This window comes from Sedimenticola sp. (assembly GCF_050289425.1).
Lineage (GTDB): Bacteria > Pseudomonadota > Gammaproteobacteria > Chromatiales > Chromatiaceae > Sedimenticola.
The window spans coordinates 40,277-62,140 of record NZ_JBNKFS010000007.1; the positions used below are offsets into that span (position 1 = coordinate 40,277).

The following is a 21,864-nucleotide window of genomic DNA, read 5'->3' on the forward strand; positions in this document are numbered from 1 at the left end:
ATCAGCGGCCCGCCAGGGCGACGACCGGGTCCAGCCGGGCGGCATGCCGGGCGGGCAGGATACCGAACAGCAGGCCGGTAGCTAGTGAGATGCCCAGCGCGGCGGTTAACGCCCAGAGCGGGATCGCCAGCGGGAAATCAGGGTAGATCTGTCCCATGATCCAGACACCGCCATAGGCGATTACGATCCCAATGGCCGAGCCGGTTGCCGAGAGCAATCCGGCTTCAATCAGAAACAGCAGCATGATTTCACCACTTCTCCCGCCTAGTGCTTTCAGCAGGCCGATCTCTGCGGTGCGTTGTGAAACCGCTACCAGCATCACATTCATGATCAGGATGCCCGCCACCGCCAGACTGATGGAGGCGATGCCGGACACCGTGTAGGTGAGTGAACGGAAGATGCTGTCAAAGGTGGCGAGCAGGGCGTCCTGGGTAATGACGGTGATGTCTTCGTCGTCGTCGTGGCGTTTTTTGATGATGTCGATCACCGCCTGCTGGGCGCGAGGGACCGCTTCACGTCCGTCCGCCTGCACCAGGATCCGGAACAGCCCCTCGGTGTTGAACAGGCTTTGCGCCGAGGCTACCGGGATAACGGCGATATCGCCCACATCCATGCCGAGGGATTCACCCAGCGGTTTTAACACCCCGATGACCCGAAAGCGCCGGTCGTGGATACGCACCCACTCGCCGACTGCCCGGCTGTTGCCGAATAACTCCTTTTTTAACTTGTCGCCGAGCACGGTGACGGCGCTTTCCCGCGTGGGGTCGATCTCGGGCAGAAATTTGCCGCGGGCCAACTCCATATTACGTACCGGCATCAGCGCGGACGTAGAACCCAGGACCGTGATATCGCGTTCCAACTGGCGGTGGGAGATGGGGGCGGCGCCCAGAACCAACGGGGCGACCCGTTGAATGGCGCTGCTGCGCTGCACCGCCAGGGCGTCTTCCAGAGTCAGATCCCGGGGGGTTCCTCCGACCAGTGGCGGCGTGTCGCCGGTTGTCTCGATCTTACCGGGGATGACGATCACCAGATGGGAGCCGAGACTGGAGAACTCGTTGGCGACAAAACGTCTGGCCCCTTCCCCCAGGGCGGTCAGGAGTACCACCGAAGCGACGCCGATCGCCATGGCCAACAGCATCAGGCCGGTGCGGCTGCGTGCCCCGGAGAGGGCGCGCAGTCCGAAGCTGAAGGCGTCCTCCAGGCGCATCAGGCCACGTCCGTGACGTGATGATCGCCGTCAATGGCACCATCCACCATGCGAATCCGGCGTGAAGCGCGGCCGCCGATCTCCGGATCATGGGTCACGACCACCAGGGTGATCCCTCGCCGGTTGAGTTGCTCCAGGGTCTGAATGACCTCGTCGCCGGAATGTTTGTCCAGGTTTCCGGTGGGTTCATCCGCTAACAGCAGGGCCGGCTGCATGATGGTCGCCCGGGCAATGGCCACGCGCTGGCGCTGGCCTCCGGAGAGCTGGTCCGGGCGGTGCTTGGCCCGTTCGGTCAGCCCGAGCTGCGCCATGACGGTGGCGACCTTGTGCGTTCGCTCCGCGGTATCGACTCCGGCCAGCATCAGCGGTAGTTCGATATTCTGTGCCGCAGTGAGGCGGGGGATGAGGTGAAAGGATTGAAAGACAAAGCCGATATGGTCGCGCCGAGCCACTGCCTGTTCTGTTTCATCCAACGTCGTGGTATCGGTTCCTTCCAGGTAGTAGTGGCCGCTGTCCGGTTTATCCAACAGACCCAATATATTTAACAAGGTGGATTTGCCCGAACCGGAGGGGCCCATAATGGAGAGGTAGTCACCCGCGTTCATCTCCAGGTTGATATCACGTAGCGCATGCACCGTCTCGTCACCCACCATAAAACTGCGGTTGATCTGTTCGAGCCGGATCATTGTGTCTTGCTCTCCTTGCGGATAGCCGCCACCCCCGCTTCGAGTCCCTCCAGATCTACCGAGGTGATCACTTGATCCCCATCCTGCAGACCGTCGGTCACTTCCGTGTAATCCCAGTTTGAGAGGCCGGTTTTAATGGTTCTTTTCTCGACCAGACCACTATCTGTCGACAATAGGTAGACCTGATTCTCTTCCACCACCGCTTCCGTAGGGATGCGTAAAGCGGTGGGATTCCCATCGAGAATGATTTCCACATCCGCGGAGTAGCCGGCCAGCAGCTTACGGATATCTTCCGGATTGCTGAATTCCACTTCTACGTCGACGGTGCGCGCCTGCTTCTCCTGGTCCAGCACATAGGCGGCGATACGTCGCACCTTGCCGGGGAAGGCCTGTTTGTCAAAGGCATCCAAGGTGACCCGGGCTGTCTGACCGATTTCGATATGCGCGGCGTCCACCTCGTCGATCGGCGCCTCCATGTAGAAGCAGGAGTTATCGATCAGGTCGACGGCCGGCTGGGTGGCGATACCGGGCGGTGAAGGGGTGACATATTCATTCAGCTCACCGTTGATCTCAGCGACGATCCCGTCAAACGGGGCAAACAGCTGGGTCCGTTCCAGATAACTGCGGTTCACCTCCACCCGGTCGGAGGCTACCCGGGAAGAGGCGTTGGCGGATTCGCAATCCGCTTGGCGCGCCTGCGCCTCGGTCAGGGCCTTGTCGATTGCCTCTTCGGACACCACCCCTTTTTTATGCAGGCGCTGCATGCGGTCCGCTTCGCGGCGGGAGACCTCTGCCTGCAGGCAGGCCGCGCGGGCACTGGCCGTGGTGGCCCGGGCCTCCGATTCGCTTAATTTGATCTGGGCCATCAGGTCTTTGTTCCAGAGCTGTAGCAGCAATTTCCCCTGTTTGACTTGGTCGCCTTCGTGGATATCCAGTTGGGCGATCTGGCCGCCGGTACCGGGTGATAACTTGGCCCGTCGGCACGCCTTGACTGTACCGGCACGGGTGTTGGCCACGGTTTTTTCAACCAGGCCGATATCCGCTTGAGCGGTAGTGACAGAGAGGGGTTTGGGGCGGCTGACATACCAGATGGCCATGGCCGCTATCGATACAAAGAGCAGTAACAGAATAAGTGGCTTGTGTTTGAACGTCACAACGATATCCTTGGTTTAACCCTAATTGCAGATGCGTTCGACAGCAGTGTTAGCCTGCCTGTAGTTATATAGCCTTGCAACCGGTGCTTAATCAATTCTTATATTTATCCTGCCTGCTATCAGATCTGATTTTTCCCGCTTGCACTACCTGTCGAACAGCGTGTATTATTCGCGCTCTTTTACAGGCGCGTAGCTCAGTTGGTTAGAGCACTACCTTGACATGGTAGGGGTCGTTGGTTCGAATCCGATCGCGCCTACCAACACTCAGAAAAGCCTCCGCTAAACACGGAGGCTTTTTTGTCTTGTCCGGTGAAGCACGGGTAAGTGCGGGTGTGGGGCGGATTTCGCCTATCCGCGATGCTAAAATAGAAACCCCGGTCAGTATCGGCGGCATGCGCGGCATGTCAAATTGTGTGGATCATGAAGATCCGTGTTAATTCATGTGGCCTCTCGTATGGGTCACCACTGAGAGAGAGAATCGATGCCAGTCATTACCCTCCCAGACGGCTCCCAGCGGAGCTTCGACAATCCGGTTACTGTTCACGATGTGGCCGCCTCCATTGGCCCCGGCCTGGCCAAGGCCGCTCTCGCCGGACGCGTAGACGATCGGTTGGTGGATACCCGCTACCTGATCGAGCGGGACAGCCAGCTGGCGATCATCACCGATCGGGATGCCGAAGGGCTGGATGTGATCCGTCACTCCACGGCCCATCTTTTGGCCCAGGCGGTCAAACAGCTGTTTCCCACCGCTCAAGTCACCATCGGCCCTACGATCGAGGATGGGTTTTATTACGACTTCTCCTTTGAGCGCCCCTTCACACCTGAAGATCTGAAGGCGATCGAAGAGAAGATGAAGGAGCTGGTGAAGGCCGATCTGCCTGTTACCCGCTCTGTGATGTCACGTGATGAAGCGGTCAAGTTCTTTCGTGACCTGGGGGAGCTGTACAAGGCGGAGATCATCGAATCGATCCCGGCCAACGAGGATCTCTCACTCTATACCCAGGGGGAGTTTACCGATCTCTGTCGTGGACCCCATGTGCCCAGTACCGGGTGTCTGAAGGCGTTTAAATTGATGAAACTGGCCGGCGCCTACTGGCGCGGCAACTCGGACAACGAGATGCTGCAGCGGGTGTATGGCACCGCCTGGCGGGACAAGAAAGACCTGAAGGCTTACCTGCACCGGTTGGAAGAGGCGGAGAAGCGGGATCACCGCAAGCTCGGCAAGGCACAGGACCTGTTCCATATCCAGGAAGAGGCGCCCGGTATGGTGTTCTGGCACCCCAACGGCTGGACCATCTACCGCGAAGTGGAGCAGTACATCCGCAACAAGATCAGGAAGGCCGGTTACCGGGAGATCCGTACCCCGCAGATCGTCGACCGCAGTCTGTGGGAGAAGTCCGGGCATTGGGATAAGTACCGGGCCGATATGTTTACCACCAATTCGGAAGAGCGGGATTTCGCCATCAAGCCCATGAACTGCCCCTGCCATGTACAGGTGTTCAATCAGGGGCTGAAGAGTTACCGTGATCTGCCGCTGCGTCTCGCGGAATTCGGTTCCTGCCATCGCAACGAGGCGAGCGGTACCCTGCACGGCCTGATGCGGGTACGCAACTTCGTCCAGGATGACGCCCATATCTTCTGTACCGAAGACCAGATCCAGGCCGAAGTGTCGGCCTTTGTCGATCTCCTGTTTGAGGTCTATGCCGATTTCGGCTTCAGCGATATCCAGATTGCGCTCTCCACCCGCCCAGAAAAGCGGGTCGGCAGCGATGAAGTGTGGGATAAAGCGGAGCGGGCGCTGGAGCAAGCGTTGAACGCCAAGGATCTGGATTGGCAGATCCAGCCGGGTGAGGGCGCTTTCTATGGCCCGAAGATCGATTTCTCCCTGCGTGACTGCCTGGGTCGGGTCTGGCAGTGCGGCACCATGCAGGTCGACTTCTCTATGCCGGGCCGACTGGATGCCAGTTATATCGCCGACGATAACAGCCGCCAGGTACCGGTGATGCTGCACCGGGCGATACTCGGTTCGCTGGAGCGTTTTATCGGTATTTTGATCGAGGAGTCGGCGGGTGCCTTGCCGCTCTGGCTGGCGCCGAAACAGGCGGTGATCATGGATATTACCGACCGACAGGCCGAATATGTGAAAAAAGTGTCCGAAATCCTGGATAATCAGGGCTTCCGGGTACAAATAGACTTGAGAAACGAGAAGATCGGCTTTAAAATTCGCGAACATACTCTGGCAAAAGTTCCCTACCTGTTGGTGGTGGGCGACCGCGAGATGGAAGAGGGGACAGTGGCCGTCCGCACACGCAGCGGTGAAGATCTCGGTAGCATGAGCATCGAGGATTTCTCACAACGCCTGCAGGACGAAATCAGCCGCCGTTCAAATTAAAGGCTTACCAGTTGAAAGCACCGGTTATCGGTGCTTTTTGTGTTGGTAGGCTTTGGTTCTGTGGAGGAACTGAGTTATCGCTGCACCAAAAAGAAATCGGATGAACGATGAGATCGATGTCCGTGAAGTCCGACTGATCGGCGCCGATGGCGAACAGATAGGGATTGTCTCAATAGACGAGGCCATGTCTGTCGCTGCAGAAAGTAATCTGGATCTGGTTGAGATCCAGCCGAACGCCGAACCACCTGTTTGTCGGGTGATGGATTACGGCAAATTCGTTTTCGAGGCGAAGAAGCAGAAGTCTGCGGCTAAGAAAAAGCAGAAGCAGGCGCAGGTTAAGGAGATCAAATTCAGGCCAGGGACTGGTGAAGGGGATTATCAGGTCAAACTACGCAACCTGATACGTTTCCTGAATGACGGGGACAAGACCAAGGTAACCATGCGGTTCCGCGGTCGTGAACATGCCCATCGGGAACTCGGTCTGGAGTTGCTGCAACGTGTTGAGGCAGATCTGTCTGAGTACGGTGAAGTTGAGCAGCAGCCTCAGATGGAAGGCCGGCAGATGGTGATGGTTCTGCGTCCCAAAAAGTAAGTATCTTAAAATCGAGATCCAAGGATCGAGACAGGTTGTCATTTCAGAGCCGCATGGGTTCCGGATGTCGACCCCGATCGGCGGGTTAAATAGCGGAGTTACAAGTAATGCCAAAGATTAAGACAAATCGTGGCGCTGCAAAACGGTTCAAAGTAACCGGTAATGGCGCCATCAAACGCGGTCAGTCCCACCGTCGTCACATCCTGACGAAAAAGAGCACCAAGCGTAAGCGCCAACTGCGTTGTCCTGCACAACTGCACAAAGCCGACGTGGCCGTTGCCCGTCGTATGATCCCATACGCTTAAGCCTAGGAGACTGAACAGATGCCTCGCGTAAAACGTGGTGTACAAGCACACGCCCGACACAAAAAAGTGCTTAAAGCGGCCAAAGGTTATTACGGTGCCCGTCGGAAGATTTTCCGTGTAGCCAAGCAGGCGGTGATCAAGGCTGGTCAATATGCCTACCGTGATCGTCGCCAGAAGAAACGCCAGTTTCGTGCACTCTGGATTGCCCGTATCAATGCCGGTGCCCGCAACAACGGTCTCTCTTACAGCCGTATGATCAACGGTCTGAAGAAGGCGGGTGTGGAGATCGACCGCAAGATGCTGGCCGATCTGGCTATCTTTGACAAGCCGGCGTTTAGCGCCCTGGCAGAACAGGCCAAGGCCAGTCTCTCCAGCTGATAGCTTGTCATGGCGCGGAAATTCCGCCGCCTATGTGTGACAACGACAGGGGAAAGGCCTTTAGGTCTTTCCCCTTTTGTTTTGTGGCAGTGTTCAGTTCGTATGATCCCTGGCACTGATTCCAGATGAGGACCCTTTTGATGGATTCTGAATCCAATATCGAACTTGCTAAGCTGGTGGATGAGGCGACTGGCCTGATCGCGGCGGCGGAGAAACTGACGGCACTGGACGAGGTGCGGGTGCGCTTTCTCGGCAAAAACGGCTTACTCACGGCACAGCTCAAGCAGTTGGGAAAACTCCCGGCTGAGGAACGCCCGTTGGCCGGGCAAGCCATCAATAAGGCCAAGCAGGCGCTGCAAGAGACTATTGAGCAGCGTCGTGCCCTGCTGGAGCAGCAGGAACTGGTGTCGCGTCTCGGTTCCGAGCGTATCGACGTGACCTTGCCGGGACGGGGCATGGGGCAGGGTGGATTGCACCCGGTGACGCGAACGCTACAGCGTATTGAGGATCTGTTTTCGCGCGCTGGCTTCGCCATCGAAGAGGGGCCGGAGATTGAAGACGACTACCATAACTTCGAAGCGCTGAATATTCCCGCGCATCACCCGGCACGTGCTATGCACGACACCTTTTATTTTGACGCGCATCTGCTTCTGCGTACCCATACCTCGCCGGTGCAGATTCGTACCATGGAGAATGCCGGACCGCCGCTGAAGGTCATTGCGCCGGGCCGCGTCTATCGCTGTGACTCCGATTTGACCCATACCCCGATGTTCCACCAGGTGGAAGGTCTGCTGGTGGATGAAAATGTCTCCTTCGCCGACTTGAAAGGGGTGCTGTATGACTTCCTGCAGAGCTTCTTTGAGCGCGATCTGAAGATTCGCTTCCGTCCTTCCTACTTCCCCTTTACCGAACCCTCGGCTGAGGTGGATATCGAGTGCGTCATGTGCGGCGGTGATGGCTGTCGTGTCTGTAGCCATACCGGCTGGTTAGAGGTGCTGGGTTGCGGCATGGTACACCCCGAAGTGTTCCGTCATGTCGGCATCGATAGTGAGAAATATACTGGATACGCCTTCGGTATGGGAGTGGAGAGGCTGACCATGTTACGTTATGGTGTCAATGACTTACGGCTATTTTTTGAGAATGATTTGAGGTTTCTCCGGCAATTTGCTTGAGCGGCCGGTTTGCTGTCTCAAAGGTGGCAGAATTAAACGATTTTCGGTGCGACCTGATCATCAATCGGTCGTGCCCTTCAGGATTGGATAAGAGATTATGAAATTCAGTGAAGCCTGGTTGCGTGAGTGGGTCAATCCAGCGGTTTCGACCACTGAACTGGCGGATCAGCTCAGTATGGCAGGTCTGGAAGTGGATTCGGTTGAGCCGGTCGCCGGCACCTTTGAGGGGGTTGTGGTCGGTGAAGTCCTGACTCGGGAGTCGCACCCTAATGCCGACAAACTCAGCCTCTGTACCGTCCATGTCGGTGCGGCTGAGCCTTTGCAGATTGTCTGTGGCGCATCCAATGTGGCGGCAGGGCTTAAGGTCCCGGTAGCGGTCATCGGCGCCCTGTTGCCCGGCAATTTTAAGATTAAGCGCGCCAAACTGCGTGGTGTGGAGTCACAGGGCATGATCTGTTCCGCATCGGAACTGGGTCTGGCGGCCTCTTCGGACGGTATTTTGCCGCTGGCTGACGATGCGCCGGTGGGCACGGATTTCCGCGATTACCTCTCCCTCAACGATCAGGCGATCGATGTGGACCTGACGCCGGATAGGGGGGATTGCCTGGGTCTGGCCGGCATCGCCAGGGAAGTGGGTGTGATCAACCGTACACCGGTTACCCCTCCTGCCATGGAACCGGTTGCCGCGACACATGAGGACTGTTTCCCGGTCTCTCTGGAGGCCCCGCAGGGGTGCCCTCGCTACCTGTGTCGGGTTGTGCGCAACATCAATCCCGCCGCTGAGACGCCGCTGTGGATGCAGGAGCGGCTGCGGCGTAGCGACCTGCGGTCCATTAGCCCGGTCGTCGATGTGACCAACTATGTGATGCTTGAGTTGGGCCAACCGATGCACGGCTTCGACCTGGCCGAGCTGGAGGGCGGCATCCGGGTGCGCATGGCGGATGAAGGCGAAAAGCTGGTTTTGCTGGATGGCCAGGAGATCAGCCTGCGTAGTGATACGTTGGTGATTGCCGATCAGGCCAAACCGGTAGCGATGGCCGGTATCATGGGGGGCGAACATTCCGGGGTCAGTGAGACCACGCGGGATATCCTGCTGGAGAGTGCCTTTTTTGCCCCTACCATGATCACCGGCAAAGCCCGCAGCTACGGACTGCATACCGACTCCTCACACCGTTTTGAACGTGGAGTCGATCCCCAACTGCAGCGGCGTGCCATTGAGCGTGCCACCCAGCTCCTGTTGTCGATCACCGGCGGTGAGCCGGGACCCGTGGCGGAGTCGTCGGAAGAGGGCTATATCGAACTGCGCCCCGAAATCCTATTGCGCCGCAAGCGGGTGGCGCGGGTGCTGGGCTTGGAAGTGGACGATGCGACCATTGCCGATATCCTGACCCGTCTGGAGATGCAGGTTGAGGCGGTCGAGGAGGGGTGGAAAGTGACAGCCCCCAGTTGCCGCTTCGATATCAGTATCGAGGAGGATCTGATCGAAGAGGTAGGGCGGATCTACGGTTACACGCGTATTCCCACCCGGCGCAGCGCGGCCGCTACGGTCATGCGGGCGGAGCCGGAAGTTACCTTTAGTCTGCAGCGCGCCAAACAGCTGTTAGTGGATCGGGATTATCAGGAGGCGATTACCTACAGCTTTATCAGTAAAGAGATGCACGACCTGGTCGACTCGGGCCATGACACGGTGGTGTTGGCCAATCCGATCTCATCGGATATGTCCATCATGCGTACTACGCTCTGGGCTGGTCTGCTGCAGACGGCCATGTATAACCAGTCGCGCCAACAATCCCGCGTCAGAATCTTCGAGTCAGGCCTTAGGTTTATTAAGCAAGATAATGAAATTAAACAAGAATTAATGATTGCTGGGCTCATTTCTGGTGCGGCGGCGCCAGAGGCATGGGGAGCACCGGCGCGCGCAGCAGACTTCTTCGACCTGAAGGCGGACCTGGAGGCCCTGTTCGCCCTGACCGGTTGTCCGGAAGCCTTTGAGTTCAGCGTGTCTGAGCACAGTGCCTTGCATCCGGGACAGAGTGCACAGGTGCTTCGCCAGGGTGAATCTGTCGGCTGGATTGGCAAGCTGCACCCGGAGTTGGAGCGTAAACTCGACCTGACCGGTGCGGTATACCTGTTCGAAATCGGCGTAAACAGCCTCTTGGAGGGGCGTTTGCCGGCCTTCCAGACCCTTTCCAAATATCCGTCCATTCGTCGTGATATCGCGATTGTGGTGGATCAGGGCGTCGAATTTGATGCGATTCGTCAGACAATTAGTGAAACCGTGCCGGAAATTCTGAGAGAAATCCTGCTTTTTGATGTCTATACTGGTGAAAAGGTAGACTCAGGACGAAAAAGTCTCGCTTTGGGCTTGATTTTACAGGAAAGTTCCCACACTCTTACCGATGAAAAAGTGGAAAGCGTGATGGCGCAAGTGATCACTGCGCTCACGGATCGCTACAACGCACAACTGAGAGATTGAACATATGGCTTTGACCAAGGCGGATATTGCCGAAAAACTTTTTGATGAACTTGGCCTGAACAAACGGGAAGCCAAGGAGATGGTTGAAATGTTTTTTGAGAAAGTGCGCATTTCACTGCAAGAAGGGGCCCAGGTTAAGTTGTCCGGATTCGGTAACTTCGATCTGCGTGAAAAGAAGGAGCGCCCTGGACGAAATCCAAAGACCGGTGAAGAGATCCCGATTTCGGCACGCAGAGTGGTCACATTCCGCCCGGGTCAAAAATTGAAGGCGAGGGTCGAAGCTTATGCTGGAAGCAAGCAGTAATACTGCCGATCTGCCGGCGATACCCGGTAAACGTTATTTCACCATTGGTGAAGTAAGCGAGCTGTGCGGCGTCAAGCCTCATGTGCTGCGTTACTGGGAGCAAGAGTTTACGCAGCTGAAGCCGATCAAGCGGCGCGGCAATCGTCGCTATTATCAACGTCACGACGTACTGATGATTCGCCAGATACGCAGCCTGCTTTATGACCAGGGGTTCACTATTGGCGGTGCGCGGCAGCAGCTTTCCGGAGAGGGCGCCAAGGATGATCAGGACCAAAGTCATCAGATAGCCCGGCAGCTGCGGGCAGAGTTGGAAGAGGTGCTGCAGATACTCAAGCGCTGACTCCCGGGTGGCTCAGGGCAGCATTGACAACGGGGTGCATACCGCCTAGTATGCGCGCTCAGTTTTCGGGCGGTGGCGCAGTCTGGTAGCGTGCTTGTCTGGGGGACAAGTGGTCGCAGGTTCAAATCCTGTCCGCCCGACCAATCAAAAAGGGATGCCGATTAGGCATCCCTTTTTTATGTTGTAACAGGCGCTCCGTCGTGGAAATTTTGTCGACGCTTCAACAGAGTTCCCGGTGACGATAACAGTTGACCGTGTGGTCGTTGACCATGCCAACAGCCTGCATATAGGCATAGCAGATGGTACTACCGACAAATTTGAAGCCACGCCGCTTCAGCTCTTTGGACATGGCATCGGATTCAGGGGTGGTGACGGGTACCGCGTTCAGGGATGGCCAATGATTAATAATTGGCCGGTCGTTGACAAAACGCCAGATGAAGGATGAAAAATCACCAAATTCATCTTTAATATCAAGGAATAACCGGGCATTATTAATGCTGGCCATAACTTTCAGTCGATTGCGAATGATGCCGGGGTCAGCCAGGAGTTGCTCGATCTTGCGCGGGCTGTAGCGGACGATCTTTTCCGCATCAAACTGATCGTAGACCTGAAGATAGCGTTGCCGTTTCCGCAGAACGGTGATCCAGGAAAGTCCGGCCTGTGCACCTTCCAGGATCAGGAATTCAAACAGCGTGCGATCATCCCGGCAGGGGACACCCCACTCCTGATCGTGATACTGCTGATAGAGTGGGTCCGTTCCGGCCCATTCGCAACGGTGGAGAGGGTGGGACATGTCGCTTTCCTATGGAATGTGGGTGATCCACCGGTTAAGACCCGGCGGATATGACGGCTGATGATATACTGCCCGGCCTGAACTAACTTGTGAACCGTTTTCATACCCCTTATCCATCTCCGATAATGAGTCAGTCGATCCCACTGCTGCAGGAACTTCCCTACCTGTCCGATACCTCGAGGCTGTTTGCCCCGATTGCCGGTGAGCCTTGGTCGATACTGCTGGATAGTGGAGACCGAATCGGCAATCAGGCCCGCTATGACCTGATAGTAGAGAATCCAATGTTGTCTCTGGTGACCCGCAATGGGCAGACGGAGGTGATTGCAGCGGATGGCGCTCGTACTACGACAAATGAGGATCCGTTGCGACTGTTGCAGTCGTTACTTAAACGGTATCCGGCGGAACAGGCCGGTCCATTGCCCTTTTATGGTGGCGCGTTGGGTTACTTCTCCTATGACTTGGGACGCTTGCTTGAACGATTACCGGTAAAGGCGCGGGATAGGGAGTCATTGCCGGAGATGGCCATCGGAATCTATGACTGGGCGGTGGTGGTGGATCACCTGGAGCAGCGCAGTTGGTTGGCCGGTAGCGGGTTTGACCCGCGTACAAGGCTACAGTGGACGCAATTGGAGGAGCGTTTCAGCCGTCCCGGTACCCACACGAAAACGGCTCCCTTCAAGGTGACAGGGACCCTCTCATCCAATATGACCCGGCAGCAGTATGCGGACGCCTTTCGGCAGGTACAGCGCTATATATTGGAAGGGGACTGCTATCAGGTGAATTTGGCGCAAGGTTTTTCCGTCACGACCGAGGGCGATCCCTGGCAGGCGTACCAGCAGTTGCGGAGGCTCAATCCGGCACCGTTTTCGGCCTATCTCAACACGCCGGCGGTGCAGGTGCTCTGCTCATCACCGGAGCGGTTCCTCAAGGTCAGGAACGGTTTGGTGGAGACCCGGCCGATCAAGGGGACAGTGCCGCGCGGTGCGGACCCCGGGGAGGATCTGTTGCTGCGGAAGCGGCTACAGGAGAGTAGCAAGGATCGGGCGGAAAACCTGATGATTGTGGATCTGTTGCGAAATGATCTGAGTAAATCCAGTGCCCTGGGCAGTGTCGAGGTTAGCCAACTTTTCGGTTTGGAGAGCTATGCTACGGTGCATCATCTGGTCTCCGTTATTAACAGTCGGCTGGCATCGAATCGGGATACGCTGGATCTGCTGCGGGGCTGTTTCCCTGGTGGCTCCATCACCGGAACGCCGAAATTGCGGGCGATGGAGATCATTGAACAGTTGGAGCCGGAGCGGCGCGGTGTCTATTGCGGCTCGATCGGCTATATCGGATTCGACGGCCAAATGGACACCAATATCGCTATACGCACGCTGGTGCATATTGATGGTAGGATGCGCTTTTGGGCAGGTGGTGGTCTGGTAGCAGACTCGGAAATGGAAGCCGAGTATCAGGAAACCTTTCACAAGGCAAAGGCGATGCTCCAGCTATTGCAACCTGACCATTCACTCCCTGGACGCGCCCAAGATGCGGCTTTCCAGGACTTGATAAACGGTTGAATTGAAGAAACTCATGTCAGCGCGCATGGTCAGTGTGTTTCTGTCACTACTGGCCCACGGAACAGTTTTTTTCTATTTGGGTAGCGTTACGTTGCAAGAGCGGTCGGAAGCGGCCGCTCCGGGCAAGGGCGTGAAGGTTGCCGTTGTGCGTGGCAAAAACAGCTTACCGAATGTGCCGGAGCCGCCCTCGACTGAAGTGAGCGTATCACCACAAAAGCCGACTGTTCGGGTGGCGGGGCCGTTGACGCCGAAAGCGATCGAACCCGTACCGCCGCCCAGACAGCCGAGGCTGCCCCGGACGTCACCTGCCACTCAAGCACCCAGCGCATCCGGTCGTGTAGAAAAGCAACCGCCGGCGGCCGCTTCCTCCGTGCAGCAGAAGCAGCCCCTGCCGCCGACAACGCAAGACATAGCGGAATCGGCGAAACAGGCCGATTCGCCCCTTGAGGCAGTGTCGGAGCTGTCGCAGACCGGTTCCTCCGGTCCTGCGCTGGCCACAGACTCACACCGCTCTGATATCGCGTCAAAGCAGCGGGAAGGGGAGCTGAATCAGATTGAACAGTCTTACATGGATGATTTGGTGGCTGCCATAGAAAGGCACAAACGCTACCCGTTGCGGGCGCGCAAAAAGGGTTATGAGGGTGAGGTCAGGGTGCTGTTCACTGTGCTTAAGGACGGTACCATCGCCAACGTAGAGATCGTCAGCAGTTCCCACTGGTCGATTCTGGACCGGGCCGCTTCCCGGGCGGTTTTGGATCTGGGGCGTTTTAAGCGGATTCCCCCCCAACTGGGCCGCGATCAGTGGGAGTTTCAATTACCTATCCGTTTTGCCATGAATTGACGGCTGGATGGAAAACAGCGCCCAAAACAGCGAATACCTGCATGGCCGAATATTCTATGGGGAGTAAATTCCCTTGTGGATTTTTCAACTTGGCTTAAAATAGCCGCCTCTGAAAGGTGCCCGTTAAGGGTTAATAGGGAACAAGGTGAGCCTGATCCAGGCAACTCCTCGACTGTCCTCGCAACTGTAAGCAAGTAATCCGGTTTCACGAAGCCACTGATCCAACGATTGGGAAGGCGACATCGGGTGTCGATCTGCAAGTCAGGAAACCTGCCTTTCATGCGTCGCATTTCTACCGAACGGGGTATTCAGTAGAGCGGTCTTCCGTTAGCTGACGCATTCAGGCAGGTCGGAAATACCTGTACTTGTATGCAGTCCCGCTGTTGAGATTCGTGAGATCTTCTCGGCATTCGCAAGTCTCTCTTTTCCGCCCTGCATTTGTTCCAAATGCACTCCCTCTGTGGAGTAACGGAGAGACCCAACAATGATCCGCAATAAACCGTATCCATCGATAATTCTATCCAGCCTCGCCCTGGCGCTGCCGCTGGGGGCGACCCATGCCGCCACATCACTTGACAGGGTGAACGTAACCGCCAATCGGATGGCTCAGAGCATCGATGAGACGTTGGCCGCTGTCACCGTGATAACCCATGAAGATATTCTGCACAGCCAAGCCAAAGATCTCACCCAACTGCTCGATGGCTCACAGGGACTCACCATCAGCAGCAATGGCGGACTGGGCAAGGCAACCGGTATCCGCCTACGTGGTACCGACTCGAAACAGGTGTTGATATTGATTGACGGTGTACGTGTCGGTTCCGCCACCCTGGGCCTGACAGCGATTCAAGATATACCGTTGGCACAGGTCGAGCGTATCGAGATCGTCCGGGGGCCGCGCTCCCAACTCTATGGCGCTGATGCTATGGGAGGGGTGATCCAGATATTTACTAAAAAGGGGGCAAGCGGTGGGCAGATCAATGCCGAGGCGGAATATGGCTCACACAATACCCGAAGGGTGGCACTGGGGGTCAACGGTAGTCAGGGTAACCTGGATTACGGTATCGATTTGGCCGATCTTGAAACGGATGGTTTTACGGCGTTGAAAAACAATAATCCGGATAAGGACGGTTATCAGAATCGTTCCATCTCCGGTCACCTCGGCTACCGTTTTGAGAACGGTCTTAAGCTCAGCTTTAGCGCATTACAGGCAAAGGGCGAGAATGAATACGACAGCGCCTGGGGCGCCAGCAATTTATACGATACCGACTTCCTGCAACGGGCGGTGAATGGCAAGCTGGAGTACTCACCCACCGAAGCCTGGGATATGTCATTCATACTCGGCGAAAGTCGGGATGAGACAACCAACTTCGTCAACAGCGGTTTCAGCTCCTTCTTCAATACCAAACGGAGCCAGATCGCCTGGCAAAACGATGTGGCGCTCAGCGAAGAGAGTATCCTCACCGTTGGCGTTGATTTTTTGCGGGATCAGGTCGAAGGCACCAGTGCCTACAGTGTCAATCAGCGCGACAATAAGGCGCTGTTTGTCCAGTATCAGACGGCATTCGGCGAGAACGATCTGGTGATTGGATTACGCCACGATGACAATGAAGCATTTGGCAGTGCCAACACAGGCAATATCGCCTGGGGAAGGGCCTTAACCGAGACGATACGGTTGGTGGCTTCCTATGGTACCGGCTTTCGTGCGCCGACCTTTAATGACCTCTACTATGTGGATCCATGGGGTTCGAGCGGCAATCCGAATTTGACGCCGGAAGAGTCGGAGAGCGTCGAGTTGTCGCTCAGGGGTAAACCTGCGTGGGGTGAGTGGAACGTCAATCTCTTCCGCACCGATATCGACGGCTTGATTGAGTGGGTTGAGATCAGCCCGTTCGTGTATCAGCCGCAAAATGTCAGTCAGGCGAGGATTGACGGTTTGGAGGCCGGTGTCAGCACCGAGCTGGCAGGTTGGCAGGTTAGCGGCAGTCTGACCCTGCTCGATCCGCGTAATCGTGCCACGGATAAGCTGCTGACCGACCGCAATGAGCGGGCCGTTCGGGTGGATATCGACCGGGCCTTCGGCAACACCGAATTGGGCGCCACCTGGAAGGCACGCAGCCACAGTTACAGCAATACCACCAATACCCTCAGGACGGACGGCTTTGGGGTAGTGGATCTCAGGGTGGCTCACCACTTGACCCGGGATTGGACGCTGCGCGGACAGGTCCGTAACCTGTTTGACCGGGACTATGAGACGATTCGCACCTATAACACTGGCGGGCGTGAACTGTTTGTCTCTGTTCAGTATCAACCGAAATAGGGGATAATCGTTCTGCTCACTCATCGTCTCGGGTGGGCAGGGCGGAGATCACGCGAATAGAAAAGTGAGTAACTAAATAATGAACAAGGGATTACTCACTTTTCTGTTATGCATCGGCACGGTACTGATCGCCGATGCGGCAGAGCCTCCGCAACGTATCGTCTCTATCAATCTTTGTACCGATCAGTTGCTGCTGATGTTGGGTGAACCGGGGCAAATTGCCTCGGTCAGTCATCTTGCATTGGAGCCCAACAGTTCCTATATGGCACGACAGGCGAAAGCGTACCCGGTCAACCATGGCAAGGCGGAGGAGATTCTTGCCCTGAAACCCGACCTGATTGTGGCCGGCGCCTATACCAATCGTTCATTGGTCGGTTTGCTGAAGAAACTGGGTTACCGGGTGGAGCGGTTTCCGCTCGCTTCCGATATTCAGGATATCCGTGACAATATTCGTCTGATGGCTCGATTGATCGACAAAAAAGCGCAAGGCGAACTATTGGTTGCCGATATGGACAGCCGACTGGAACAAGTCAAGCAACAGCGTCCGACTCACAGGCCCAAAGGGGTATTTTATCAGCCCAACGGGTATACCAGTGGTGCCCACACCTTACAGCACAGTGCCCTCGAATTGGCCGGGTGGGACAATGTTGCGGTGAGTGAAGGGGTGGTCGGTTACGGTGCGATCGATCTGGAGCGATTGATCCTGGCAAAGCCGGTTCAGCTGTTTACCTCCTCTTATGCGCCCGGTACCCAGTCGCGGGGGCAGCAGATGTTGCAACACCCGGTACTGCGACGGCTGACCGAAGGCCGCAAGCCGATCGAGGTAGCCTATAAGTACTGGATTTGCGGCGGGCCGATGATCGCCGAAGCGGTCGAGATCCTGCATCGGAGCCTGCCGCAATGAGACAGCATCAGGTGTCACTGGTCACGCTTCTGGGGCTCTCAGTCTGCCTGCTTTTCGGCGTTTCGCTATTTGTCGGTTCCAACCCCTTGCCGGTTCTGCAGGCGGCGCGCGAGAGTCTGTTGGATACGCCAACGGTGATTGGTTTGATCTTTAGTGAAATTCGCCTGCCGCGGGCCCTCATCGCGCTGTTTGCCGGGGCTACCCTGGGCCTGGCCGGAGCGGCCATGCAGGGGCTGTTACGCAATCCATTAGCCAGTCCCGGTTTGATTGGCAGTGCCAGTGGCGCGGCGTTGGGTGCCGTGGGCATGCTCTATTTTGGTTTGGGTACCGTGTTGCCGCTGGCCGTCCCTATGGGTGGGGTGGCCGGGGCGCTGATTGCCACATTCCTGGTCTACTTGATGGCGGGTCGGGAGGCCGGCACCCTGACACTGATTTTAGCGGGTGTCGCCGTTAATGCCCTCTCTTTGGCGATGATTTCGCTGTTACTGAATCTGGCTCCCAGCCCCTATGCGGTGAGGGAGATTGTGCTCTGGATGATGGGCTCTATCGCCAATCACAGCATGACCGATTTTTGGACCCTGCTACCCGGCGTGCTGCTGGGTTGGCTGCTGTTGCTGGGGACCGGCCGATCCCTGGATGCGTTGACCCTGGGGGAGGAGACTGCCAGCACCATGGGTATTTCGCTATCCCGGTTGCGTTGGCGCATTTTTCTGGCGGTAGCCCTATCGGTGGGGTCGGCGGTCTCTATCACCGGATCGATCGGTTTTGTCGGTCTGGTCGTGCCCCACTTGTTACGTCCGCTGGTAGGATTCCAACCGTCACGTCTGTTGTTGAGCAGCGCCCTGGGTGGCTCAGCGCTGTTGCTGGCGGCGGATATCGTCACCCGGCTGTTTCCGGTCGGAACGGACATCAAGGTGGGTGTCTTGACCTCGCTGGTGGGAGCGCCGTTTTTCCTCTACCTCATTATCAAGAGTCGGCGTTACCAGATATGAACAGACTGCACGGCAATAATCTGGCCGTATCGCTGGGTGGCGTGACCATCTTGAAGGGGGTCGACTTCAATCTGCAGGCGGGTGAGATGCTGGGGTTGATTGGCCCCAACGGTGCCGGTAAGACCACGCTGCTACGCCTCTTGGCGGGGTTGTTGCCACCCCTGTCCGGAAACCTCTTTTGGGAAGGCACGGATTATCTTAAGCAGGCTCCCCGTGAAAGGGCCAAGCGCCTCTCTTATCTGGCGCAGAGCGGCACGGCACATTGGCCGATGAGTGTCGAACGCCTGGTGGCGCTGGGCCGTTTGCCCCATCTCTCCGATTGGCAACAGCCGGGGCCGACGGATGAAGTGCTGATCGAGCAGACAATGGCTGAAACCGACCTCACGGCTTTTCGGACGCGGCAGTTCAATACCCTCTCCGGTGGTGAGCGCTCCCGCGTGCTGCTGGCCAGGGCCCTGGTTGCAGAACCGGATGTGCTGTTGGCGGATGAGCCGGTTGCGGCGTTGGATCTGGCACACCAGATTGAGGTGATGTCGCTGTTACAGTGCTACTGTCAAAAGGGTGGAGCGGTGGTAGTGGTGCTACACGATCTGCGCCTCGCAGCTCACTACTGCCATCGATTGATGCTGTTGGTGGCCGGTAAAACCCTGGCCGAAGGCGTTCCGGAGACAGTATTGACCGAGGCGAATATGGCACACGCTTTTGGCGTGCGGTTGAACAGCCGTTGTACTTCGATTACCGAAACACTGAAACTGCCTTGGGAGCGAAATCTGTAAGCAATGAATTTGCTGCTGCTCGAAAACGAGGACTTGGTACAACCCGATTTGGCCATCATCAGGGATCAGCGTCTGCAGCATATCCTCGATGTGCACCGGGCCAGCCCGGGGGATACACTCAAAGTCGGCGTGCTCAATGGAAAAATGGGCGTGGCGGAGATCGAGATACTGGATCGGCAACAGGCGACGCTACGATTGGCGTTGCATGCACCCGCCCCAGACCCACTACCTTTGACCCTGGTGCTTGCCCTGCCTCGGCCCAAGATGCTTCGGCGCTGTCTGCGTATGATTTCGGAACTTGGTATCAAACAGCTCTACCTGATTCATAGCTTTCGGGTGGAAAAGAGTTACTGGCACTCCCCGCTGTTGGATGAAACGGAGATCCATCGAACGCTGATTGCGGGCCTGGAGCAGGCGAAAGACACGCTGTTGCCGCAGGTGCAGATCAGAAAGCGCTTCAAACCCTTTGTCGAGGACGAGTTGCCCCACTTATTGCGTGACAGATTGGGCTTAGTGGCCCATCCCTACAGCGCGACGGCCGACGATTTCTCACAGCCGCTGGTGCGACCGGCACTGATATGCGTTGGTCCGGAAGGTGGTTTCATTCCCTATGAGGTCGAAAAGTTATTGGCGGCCGGCTGTCTGCCGTTGGATTTGGGCGAGCGTATCTATCGGGTGGAGACGGTGCTGCCGCTTCTGGTAGGGCGCCTGTTCAGTGCATGAAATGCAGGATTATTAGCAAAACTGGGTTATAGTGAACGGCGTTGACCATACCGTAATGGTTGCGGTTGTTATTATTTAACTTATTGAATATTAAGTAATATATGTTTTTTGATCATTATCTCTGGGCCTATCTGATCGCCATCACGCTGCTGACGGTGTCACCGGGAGTCGATACCCTACTGGTAATCAGGAATACCGTGCGCGGTGGTTTTAGGGATGGCGTGCTGACCAGCTTTGCGATCTGCCTGGGCCTGTTTGTGCATGCAGCGGTCTCTGCCGGCGGCATCTCATTCATTCTCATGCAATCGGCCTGGGCGTTCTCGCTGCTGAAGCTGGCTGGAGCCGGCTATTTGATCTGGCTCGGCGGTAAGAGTTTGTATAGTGCCTTTCGCGGTCAAAGCGGTTTAAAGCTGGAGGCGGGTAACATCAAGCATCGTCAGGTTTCGGCGTGGACCTCCTTACGCGAAGGCTTCCTCTCCAATGTCCTGAATCCTAAAACGGTCGTTTTCTATATGGCATTTCTGCCCCAGTTCATACAGCCGACCGATCCGGCATTGCTCAAGTCGCTGTTTCTTGCCGGGCTGCACTTCCTGATTGCCAATATCTGGCAACTGGTACTGGTGCTGATGGTGGGGAGGGCTGCCGTTTGGTTATCCCGTCCTAGAGTCGGCCGCTATTTTGACAGCCTGACCGGTTCGATTATGGTCTTTTTCGGTGTGCGGCTCGGATTTGATTCCTAGCCCGGCTATTTCACAAAGACGGACGGTCTTTGTAAGTAAAGCATTAAAGATCAACCTGCTATGCCAATATTTTACTTTTTTACAAAAGTACGGTTTGTCCTATTCGGTTTCAGAACGACTGCGCCGTTGCATTTTGCCCGATCCCCCTTAAACCATAGCTACGGCTATGCTTTTACGGGCAATCGAACAAACTGCTTAGGCGCAATCGCCCTGAATCCCGAATCCTTCGTGAATTATCCGGGCTAGCCGTTAAACCTCTTCAAGCCACTCGATCAGATAGAACAGGCGGAATCCCTCTGAGGAGCGGGAGGGACCATAAACCAGCGCGGGATAGCGCTGCTCCTGCAGATTAGCCTGTTCCAGGGCGTCGCCATGAGAAGCCACGATCTCGACGCAGTTTTCTGGAAACCGAGCACGCTTTTTCCCGGGTACGTAAACGACCGCATAGTGTTTTTCAACTACCGAACTTTCCGGGTCGGCACCGTGGGTCCTGGGGAAATCCATAGCATGGCCGTATTGATTAGTGACCGCTCCAGCTTAACCCGGGCGGTTATCGATGAACAATCAGCGCTACTAATCCCCGGATAGGGATGATGGATCGTTGTTGTCGGGTCGGCGCGCCAGTATGCTGAGGAACAGTCCCCCTGGTATTGACGCATTTCAGGTGACGGATTGCAGCACCGGGCAGGTGAGTAACCGTTTCAGGTCGGGTAACTGTTCCAGTTGCCGGCGGATCTGATTGATGCGTTCCATGGAATCGGTTTCGGCAAACAGAATCAGGTCCACTTCGCCGCTCAAGGCGTGGCCGAAATGGAGTTCCGGAATCGCTTGGAGGGTAGGCAATAGCTTATCCAGTTTGAAGGGGGAAAAGCTGAGCTGGAAATACGCCTGTACCGCGCGTTGGCCCGCCTCACCTAACTGCAGTGTGTAACCCCGGATAATGCCGCGTTCTTCAAGCCGCTGTATGCGCTCAGCCACGGCACTGCGGGAGAGGCCAATGTCACGCCCGATGGCGGCCAGTGATTCCCGGGCATTCCGTTTCAGTCGAGTGATGATTTGTTGATCGAATTTATCCACCCCCGGATTATCACGACTTTTCGGCTTCTCCGTCCAGTACTCCCTTAAACCGTTAATTCCACGGTTTAAAGCGACGAATCACAGGCCAAAACCCGCTATTTACGGCTGCCGCCAGGGTGTGGAGACCAGTAGT

The 21,864-nt window shown here is 56.4% G+C and carries 22 protein-coding genes, 2 tRNA genes and 1 riboswitch; of the genes, 18 read left to right on the forward strand and 6 right to left on the reverse strand.

Annotation, left to right across the window (positions count from 1 at the left end):
- Position 1 precedes the first annotated feature (1 nt).
- The 3 genes from ACQY5R_RS06540 to ACQY5R_RS06550 are packed head-to-tail and all read right to left on the reverse strand — an operon-like array spanning position 2 to position 3,047.
- Positions 2–1,207, reverse strand: a complete 1,206-nt coding sequence (locus tag ACQY5R_RS06540) for an ABC transporter permease (protein ID WP_428606022.1) — start codon at positions 1,205–1,207, stop codon at positions 2–4.
- Positions 1,207–1,893 (reverse strand): ABC transporter ATP-binding protein, encoded by a 687-nt coding sequence (locus tag ACQY5R_RS06545; protein ID WP_428606025.1) that lies wholly within the window; start codon positions 1,891–1,893, stop codon positions 1,207–1,209. Before ACQY5R_RS06545 ends, ACQY5R_RS06540 begins: the two co-directional genes overlap by 1 nt.
- Entirely contained in the window at positions 1,890–3,047 is a 1,158-nt protein-coding gene (locus ACQY5R_RS06550; protein WP_428606027.1) for an efflux RND transporter periplasmic adaptor subunit, read from the reverse strand. The genes ACQY5R_RS06545 and ACQY5R_RS06550 overlap by 4 nt, the downstream gene beginning before the upstream one ends.
- A gap of 183 nt (positions 3,048–3,230) precedes the next feature.
- On the opposite strand from ACQY5R_RS06550, the gene ACQY5R_RS06555 reads away from it, so the two are divergent.
- The 10 genes from ACQY5R_RS06555 (at position 3,231) to ACQY5R_RS06600 (ending at position 11,149) form a co-directional block, all read left to right on the forward strand.
- A tRNA-Val gene (locus ACQY5R_RS06555) sits at positions 3,231–3,307 on the forward strand.
- 221 nt (positions 3,308–3,528) lie between these two features.
- Positions 3,529–5,439: a threonine--tRNA ligase gene (gene thrS, locus ACQY5R_RS06560; RefSeq protein WP_428606029.1), complete on the forward strand. Its 1,911-nt coding sequence runs from the start codon at positions 3,529–3,531 to the stop codon at positions 5,437–5,439.
- Between the two features lie 100 nt (positions 5,440–5,539).
- Positions 5,540–6,031, forward strand: coding sequence for a translation initiation factor IF-3 (gene infC, locus ACQY5R_RS06565; RefSeq protein WP_428606031.1), 492 nt, complete (start codon positions 5,540–5,542; stop codon positions 6,029–6,031).
- 107 nt (positions 6,032–6,138) lie between these two features.
- The gene (gene rpmI, locus ACQY5R_RS06570) at positions 6,139–6,336 is read left to right on the forward strand and encodes a 50S ribosomal protein L35 (protein ID WP_428606034.1); all 198 of its coding nucleotides are present in this window, start codon (positions 6,139–6,141) and stop codon (positions 6,334–6,336) included.
- Between the two features lie 18 nt (positions 6,337–6,354).
- Positions 6,355–6,714: a 50S ribosomal protein L20 gene (gene rplT, locus ACQY5R_RS06575; RefSeq protein ID WP_428606036.1), complete on the forward strand. Its 360-nt coding sequence runs from the start codon at positions 6,355–6,357 to the stop codon at positions 6,712–6,714.
- Positions 6,715–6,854: 140 nt separating this feature from the next.
- The gene (gene pheS, locus ACQY5R_RS06580; RefSeq protein WP_428606038.1) at positions 6,855–7,886 is read left to right on the forward strand and encodes a phenylalanine--tRNA ligase subunit alpha; all 1,032 of its coding nucleotides are present in this window, start codon (positions 6,855–6,857) and stop codon (positions 7,884–7,886) included.
- Positions 7,887–7,983: 97 nt separating this feature from the next.
- Positions 7,984–10,362: a phenylalanine--tRNA ligase subunit beta gene (pheT, locus tag ACQY5R_RS06585; RefSeq protein WP_428606040.1), complete on the forward strand. Its 2,379-nt coding sequence runs from the start codon at positions 7,984–7,986 to the stop codon at positions 10,360–10,362.
- A gap of 4 nt (positions 10,363–10,366) precedes the next feature.
- The gene (gene ihfA / locus ACQY5R_RS06590) at positions 10,367–10,666 is read left to right on the forward strand and encodes an integration host factor subunit alpha (RefSeq protein WP_428606043.1); all 300 of its coding nucleotides are present in this window, start codon (positions 10,367–10,369) and stop codon (positions 10,664–10,666) included.
- On the forward strand, positions 10,647–11,006 hold the full coding sequence (locus ACQY5R_RS06595) for a MerR family transcriptional regulator (protein ID WP_029132688.1): 360 nt from the start codon (positions 10,647–10,649) through the stop codon (positions 11,004–11,006). The genes ihfA and ACQY5R_RS06595 overlap by 20 nt, the downstream gene beginning before the upstream one ends.
- A gap of 66 nt (positions 11,007–11,072) precedes the next feature.
- Positions 11,073–11,149, forward strand: a tRNA-Pro gene (locus ACQY5R_RS06600).
- A 77-nt stretch (positions 11,150–11,226) separates the two neighbouring features.
- Here the strand turns inward: ACQY5R_RS06600 and ACQY5R_RS06605 are convergent.
- A complete protein-coding gene (locus ACQY5R_RS06605) occupies positions 11,227–11,799 on the reverse strand; it encodes a DNA-3-methyladenine glycosylase I (protein WP_428606046.1) in 573 nt (190 codons plus the stop codon).
- A 125-nt stretch (positions 11,800–11,924) separates the two neighbouring features.
- Between ACQY5R_RS06605 and pabB the strand changes: the two genes are divergently transcribed.
- From pabB to ACQY5R_RS06645, 8 genes are all read left to right on the forward strand, one after another.
- Entirely contained in the window at positions 11,925–13,361 is a 1,437-nt protein-coding gene (gene pabB, locus ACQY5R_RS06610) for an aminodeoxychorismate synthase component I (protein WP_428606048.1), read from the forward strand.
- A 13-nt stretch (positions 13,362–13,374) separates the two neighbouring features.
- Entirely contained in the window at positions 13,375–14,202 is an 828-nt protein-coding gene (locus ACQY5R_RS06615) for an energy transducer TonB (RefSeq protein ID WP_428606051.1), read from the forward strand.
- Positions 14,203–14,299: 97 nt separating this feature from the next.
- Positions 14,300–14,494, forward strand: a riboswitch (cobalamin riboswitch).
- 192 nt (positions 14,495–14,686) lie between these two features.
- A complete protein-coding gene (locus ACQY5R_RS06620; protein WP_428606053.1) occupies positions 14,687–16,519 on the forward strand; it encodes a TonB-dependent receptor domain-containing protein in 1,833 nt (610 codons plus the stop codon).
- Between the two features lie 79 nt (positions 16,520–16,598).
- The gene (locus ACQY5R_RS06625; RefSeq protein WP_428606056.1) at positions 16,599–17,423 is read left to right on the forward strand and encodes an ABC transporter substrate-binding protein; all 825 of its coding nucleotides are present in this window, start codon (positions 16,599–16,601) and stop codon (positions 17,421–17,423) included.
- Positions 17,420–18,415 (forward strand): FecCD family ABC transporter permease, encoded by a 996-nt coding sequence (locus ACQY5R_RS06630; RefSeq protein WP_428606059.1) that lies wholly within the window; start codon positions 17,420–17,422, stop codon positions 18,413–18,415. The genes ACQY5R_RS06625 and ACQY5R_RS06630 overlap by 4 nt, the downstream gene beginning before the upstream one ends.
- Positions 18,412–19,191: an ABC transporter ATP-binding protein gene (locus ACQY5R_RS06635; RefSeq protein ID WP_428606062.1), complete on the forward strand. Its 780-nt coding sequence runs from the start codon at positions 18,412–18,414 to the stop codon at positions 19,189–19,191. The genes ACQY5R_RS06630 and ACQY5R_RS06635 overlap by 4 nt, the downstream gene beginning before the upstream one ends.
- A gap of 3 nt (positions 19,192–19,194) precedes the next feature.
- Complete coding sequence (locus ACQY5R_RS06640) at positions 19,195–19,914, forward strand: 16S rRNA (uracil(1498)-N(3))-methyltransferase (RefSeq protein ID WP_428606064.1); 720 nt, start codon at positions 19,195–19,197, stop codon at positions 19,912–19,914.
- 101 nt (positions 19,915–20,015) lie between these two features.
- On the forward strand, positions 20,016–20,654 hold the full coding sequence (locus tag ACQY5R_RS06645; RefSeq protein ID WP_428606066.1) for a LysE family translocator: 639 nt from the start codon (positions 20,016–20,018) through the stop codon (positions 20,652–20,654).
- 249 nt (positions 20,655–20,903) lie between these two features.
- Here the strand turns inward: ACQY5R_RS06645 and ACQY5R_RS06650 are convergent, their stop codons facing one another.
- Together ACQY5R_RS06650 and ACQY5R_RS06655 are read right to left on the reverse strand one after the other, a co-directional pair.
- The gene (locus ACQY5R_RS06650; protein ID WP_428606069.1) at positions 20,904–21,158 is read right to left on the reverse strand and encodes a hypothetical protein; all 255 of its coding nucleotides are present in this window, start codon (positions 21,156–21,158) and stop codon (positions 20,904–20,906) included.
- 156 nt (positions 21,159–21,314) lie between these two features.
- Positions 21,315–21,731: an Lrp/AsnC family transcriptional regulator gene (locus ACQY5R_RS06655; protein ID WP_428606072.1), complete on the reverse strand. Its 417-nt coding sequence runs from the start codon at positions 21,729–21,731 to the stop codon at positions 21,315–21,317.
- Between the last annotated feature and the right edge of the window lie 133 nt (positions 21,732–21,864).

Coding starts and splice junctions, on each gene's coding strand:
- ihfA (WP_428606043.1), top strand. CDS start 10,367: ATGGCTTTGACCAAGGCGGATATTGCCGAAAAACTTTTTGATGAACTT.
- ACQY5R_RS06615 (WP_428606051.1), top strand. CDS start 13,375: ATGTCAGCGCGCATGGTCAGTGTGTTTCTGTCACTACTGGCCCACGGA.
- ACQY5R_RS06635 (WP_428606062.1), top strand. CDS start 18,412: ATGAACAGACTGCACGGCAATAATCTGGCCGTATCGCTGGGTGGCGTG.
- ACQY5R_RS06545 (WP_428606025.1), bottom strand. CDS start 1,893: ATGATCCGGCTCGAACAGATCAACCGCAGTTTTATGGTGGGTGACGAG.
- pheS (WP_428606038.1), top strand. CDS start 6,855: ATGGATTCTGAATCCAATATCGAACTTGCTAAGCTGGTGGATGAGGCG.
- infC (WP_428606031.1), top strand. CDS start 5,540: ATGAACGATGAGATCGATGTCCGTGAAGTCCGACTGATCGGCGCCGAT.
- ACQY5R_RS06630 (WP_428606059.1), top strand. CDS start 17,420: ATGAGACAGCATCAGGTGTCACTGGTCACGCTTCTGGGGCTCTCAGTC.
- ACQY5R_RS06625 (WP_428606056.1), top strand. CDS start 16,599: ATGAACAAGGGATTACTCACTTTTCTGTTATGCATCGGCACGGTACTG.
- ACQY5R_RS06620 (WP_428606053.1), top strand. CDS start 14,687: ATGATCCGCAATAAACCGTATCCATCGATAATTCTATCCAGCCTCGCC.
- rplT (WP_428606036.1), top strand. CDS start 6,355: ATGCCTCGCGTAAAACGTGGTGTACAAGCACACGCCCGACACAAAAAA.
- ACQY5R_RS06640 (WP_428606064.1), top strand. CDS start 19,195: ATGAATTTGCTGCTGCTCGAAAACGAGGACTTGGTACAACCCGATTTG.
- ACQY5R_RS06540 (WP_428606022.1), bottom strand. CDS start 1,207: ATGCGCCTGGAGGACGCCTTCAGCTTCGGACTGCGCGCCCTCTCCGGG.
- thrS (WP_428606029.1), top strand. CDS start 3,529: ATGCCAGTCATTACCCTCCCAGACGGCTCCCAGCGGAGCTTCGACAAT.
- rpmI (WP_428606034.1), top strand. CDS start 6,139: ATGCCAAAGATTAAGACAAATCGTGGCGCTGCAAAACGGTTCAAAGTA.
- ACQY5R_RS06605 (WP_428606046.1), bottom strand. CDS start 11,799: ATGTCCCACCCTCTCCACCGTTGCGAATGGGCCGGAACGGACCCACTC.
- ACQY5R_RS06645 (WP_428606066.1), top strand. CDS start 20,016: ATGTTTTTTGATCATTATCTCTGGGCCTATCTGATCGCCATCACGCTG.
- ACQY5R_RS06650 (WP_428606069.1), bottom strand. CDS start 21,158: ATGGATTTCCCCAGGACCCACGGTGCCGACCCGGAAAGTTCGGTAGTT.
- pabB (WP_428606048.1), top strand. CDS start 11,925: ATGAGTCAGTCGATCCCACTGCTGCAGGAACTTCCCTACCTGTCCGAT.
- pheT (WP_428606040.1), top strand. CDS start 7,984: ATGAAATTCAGTGAAGCCTGGTTGCGTGAGTGGGTCAATCCAGCGGTT.
- ACQY5R_RS06595 (WP_029132688.1), top strand. CDS start 10,647: ATGCTGGAAGCAAGCAGTAATACTGCCGATCTGCCGGCGATACCCGGT.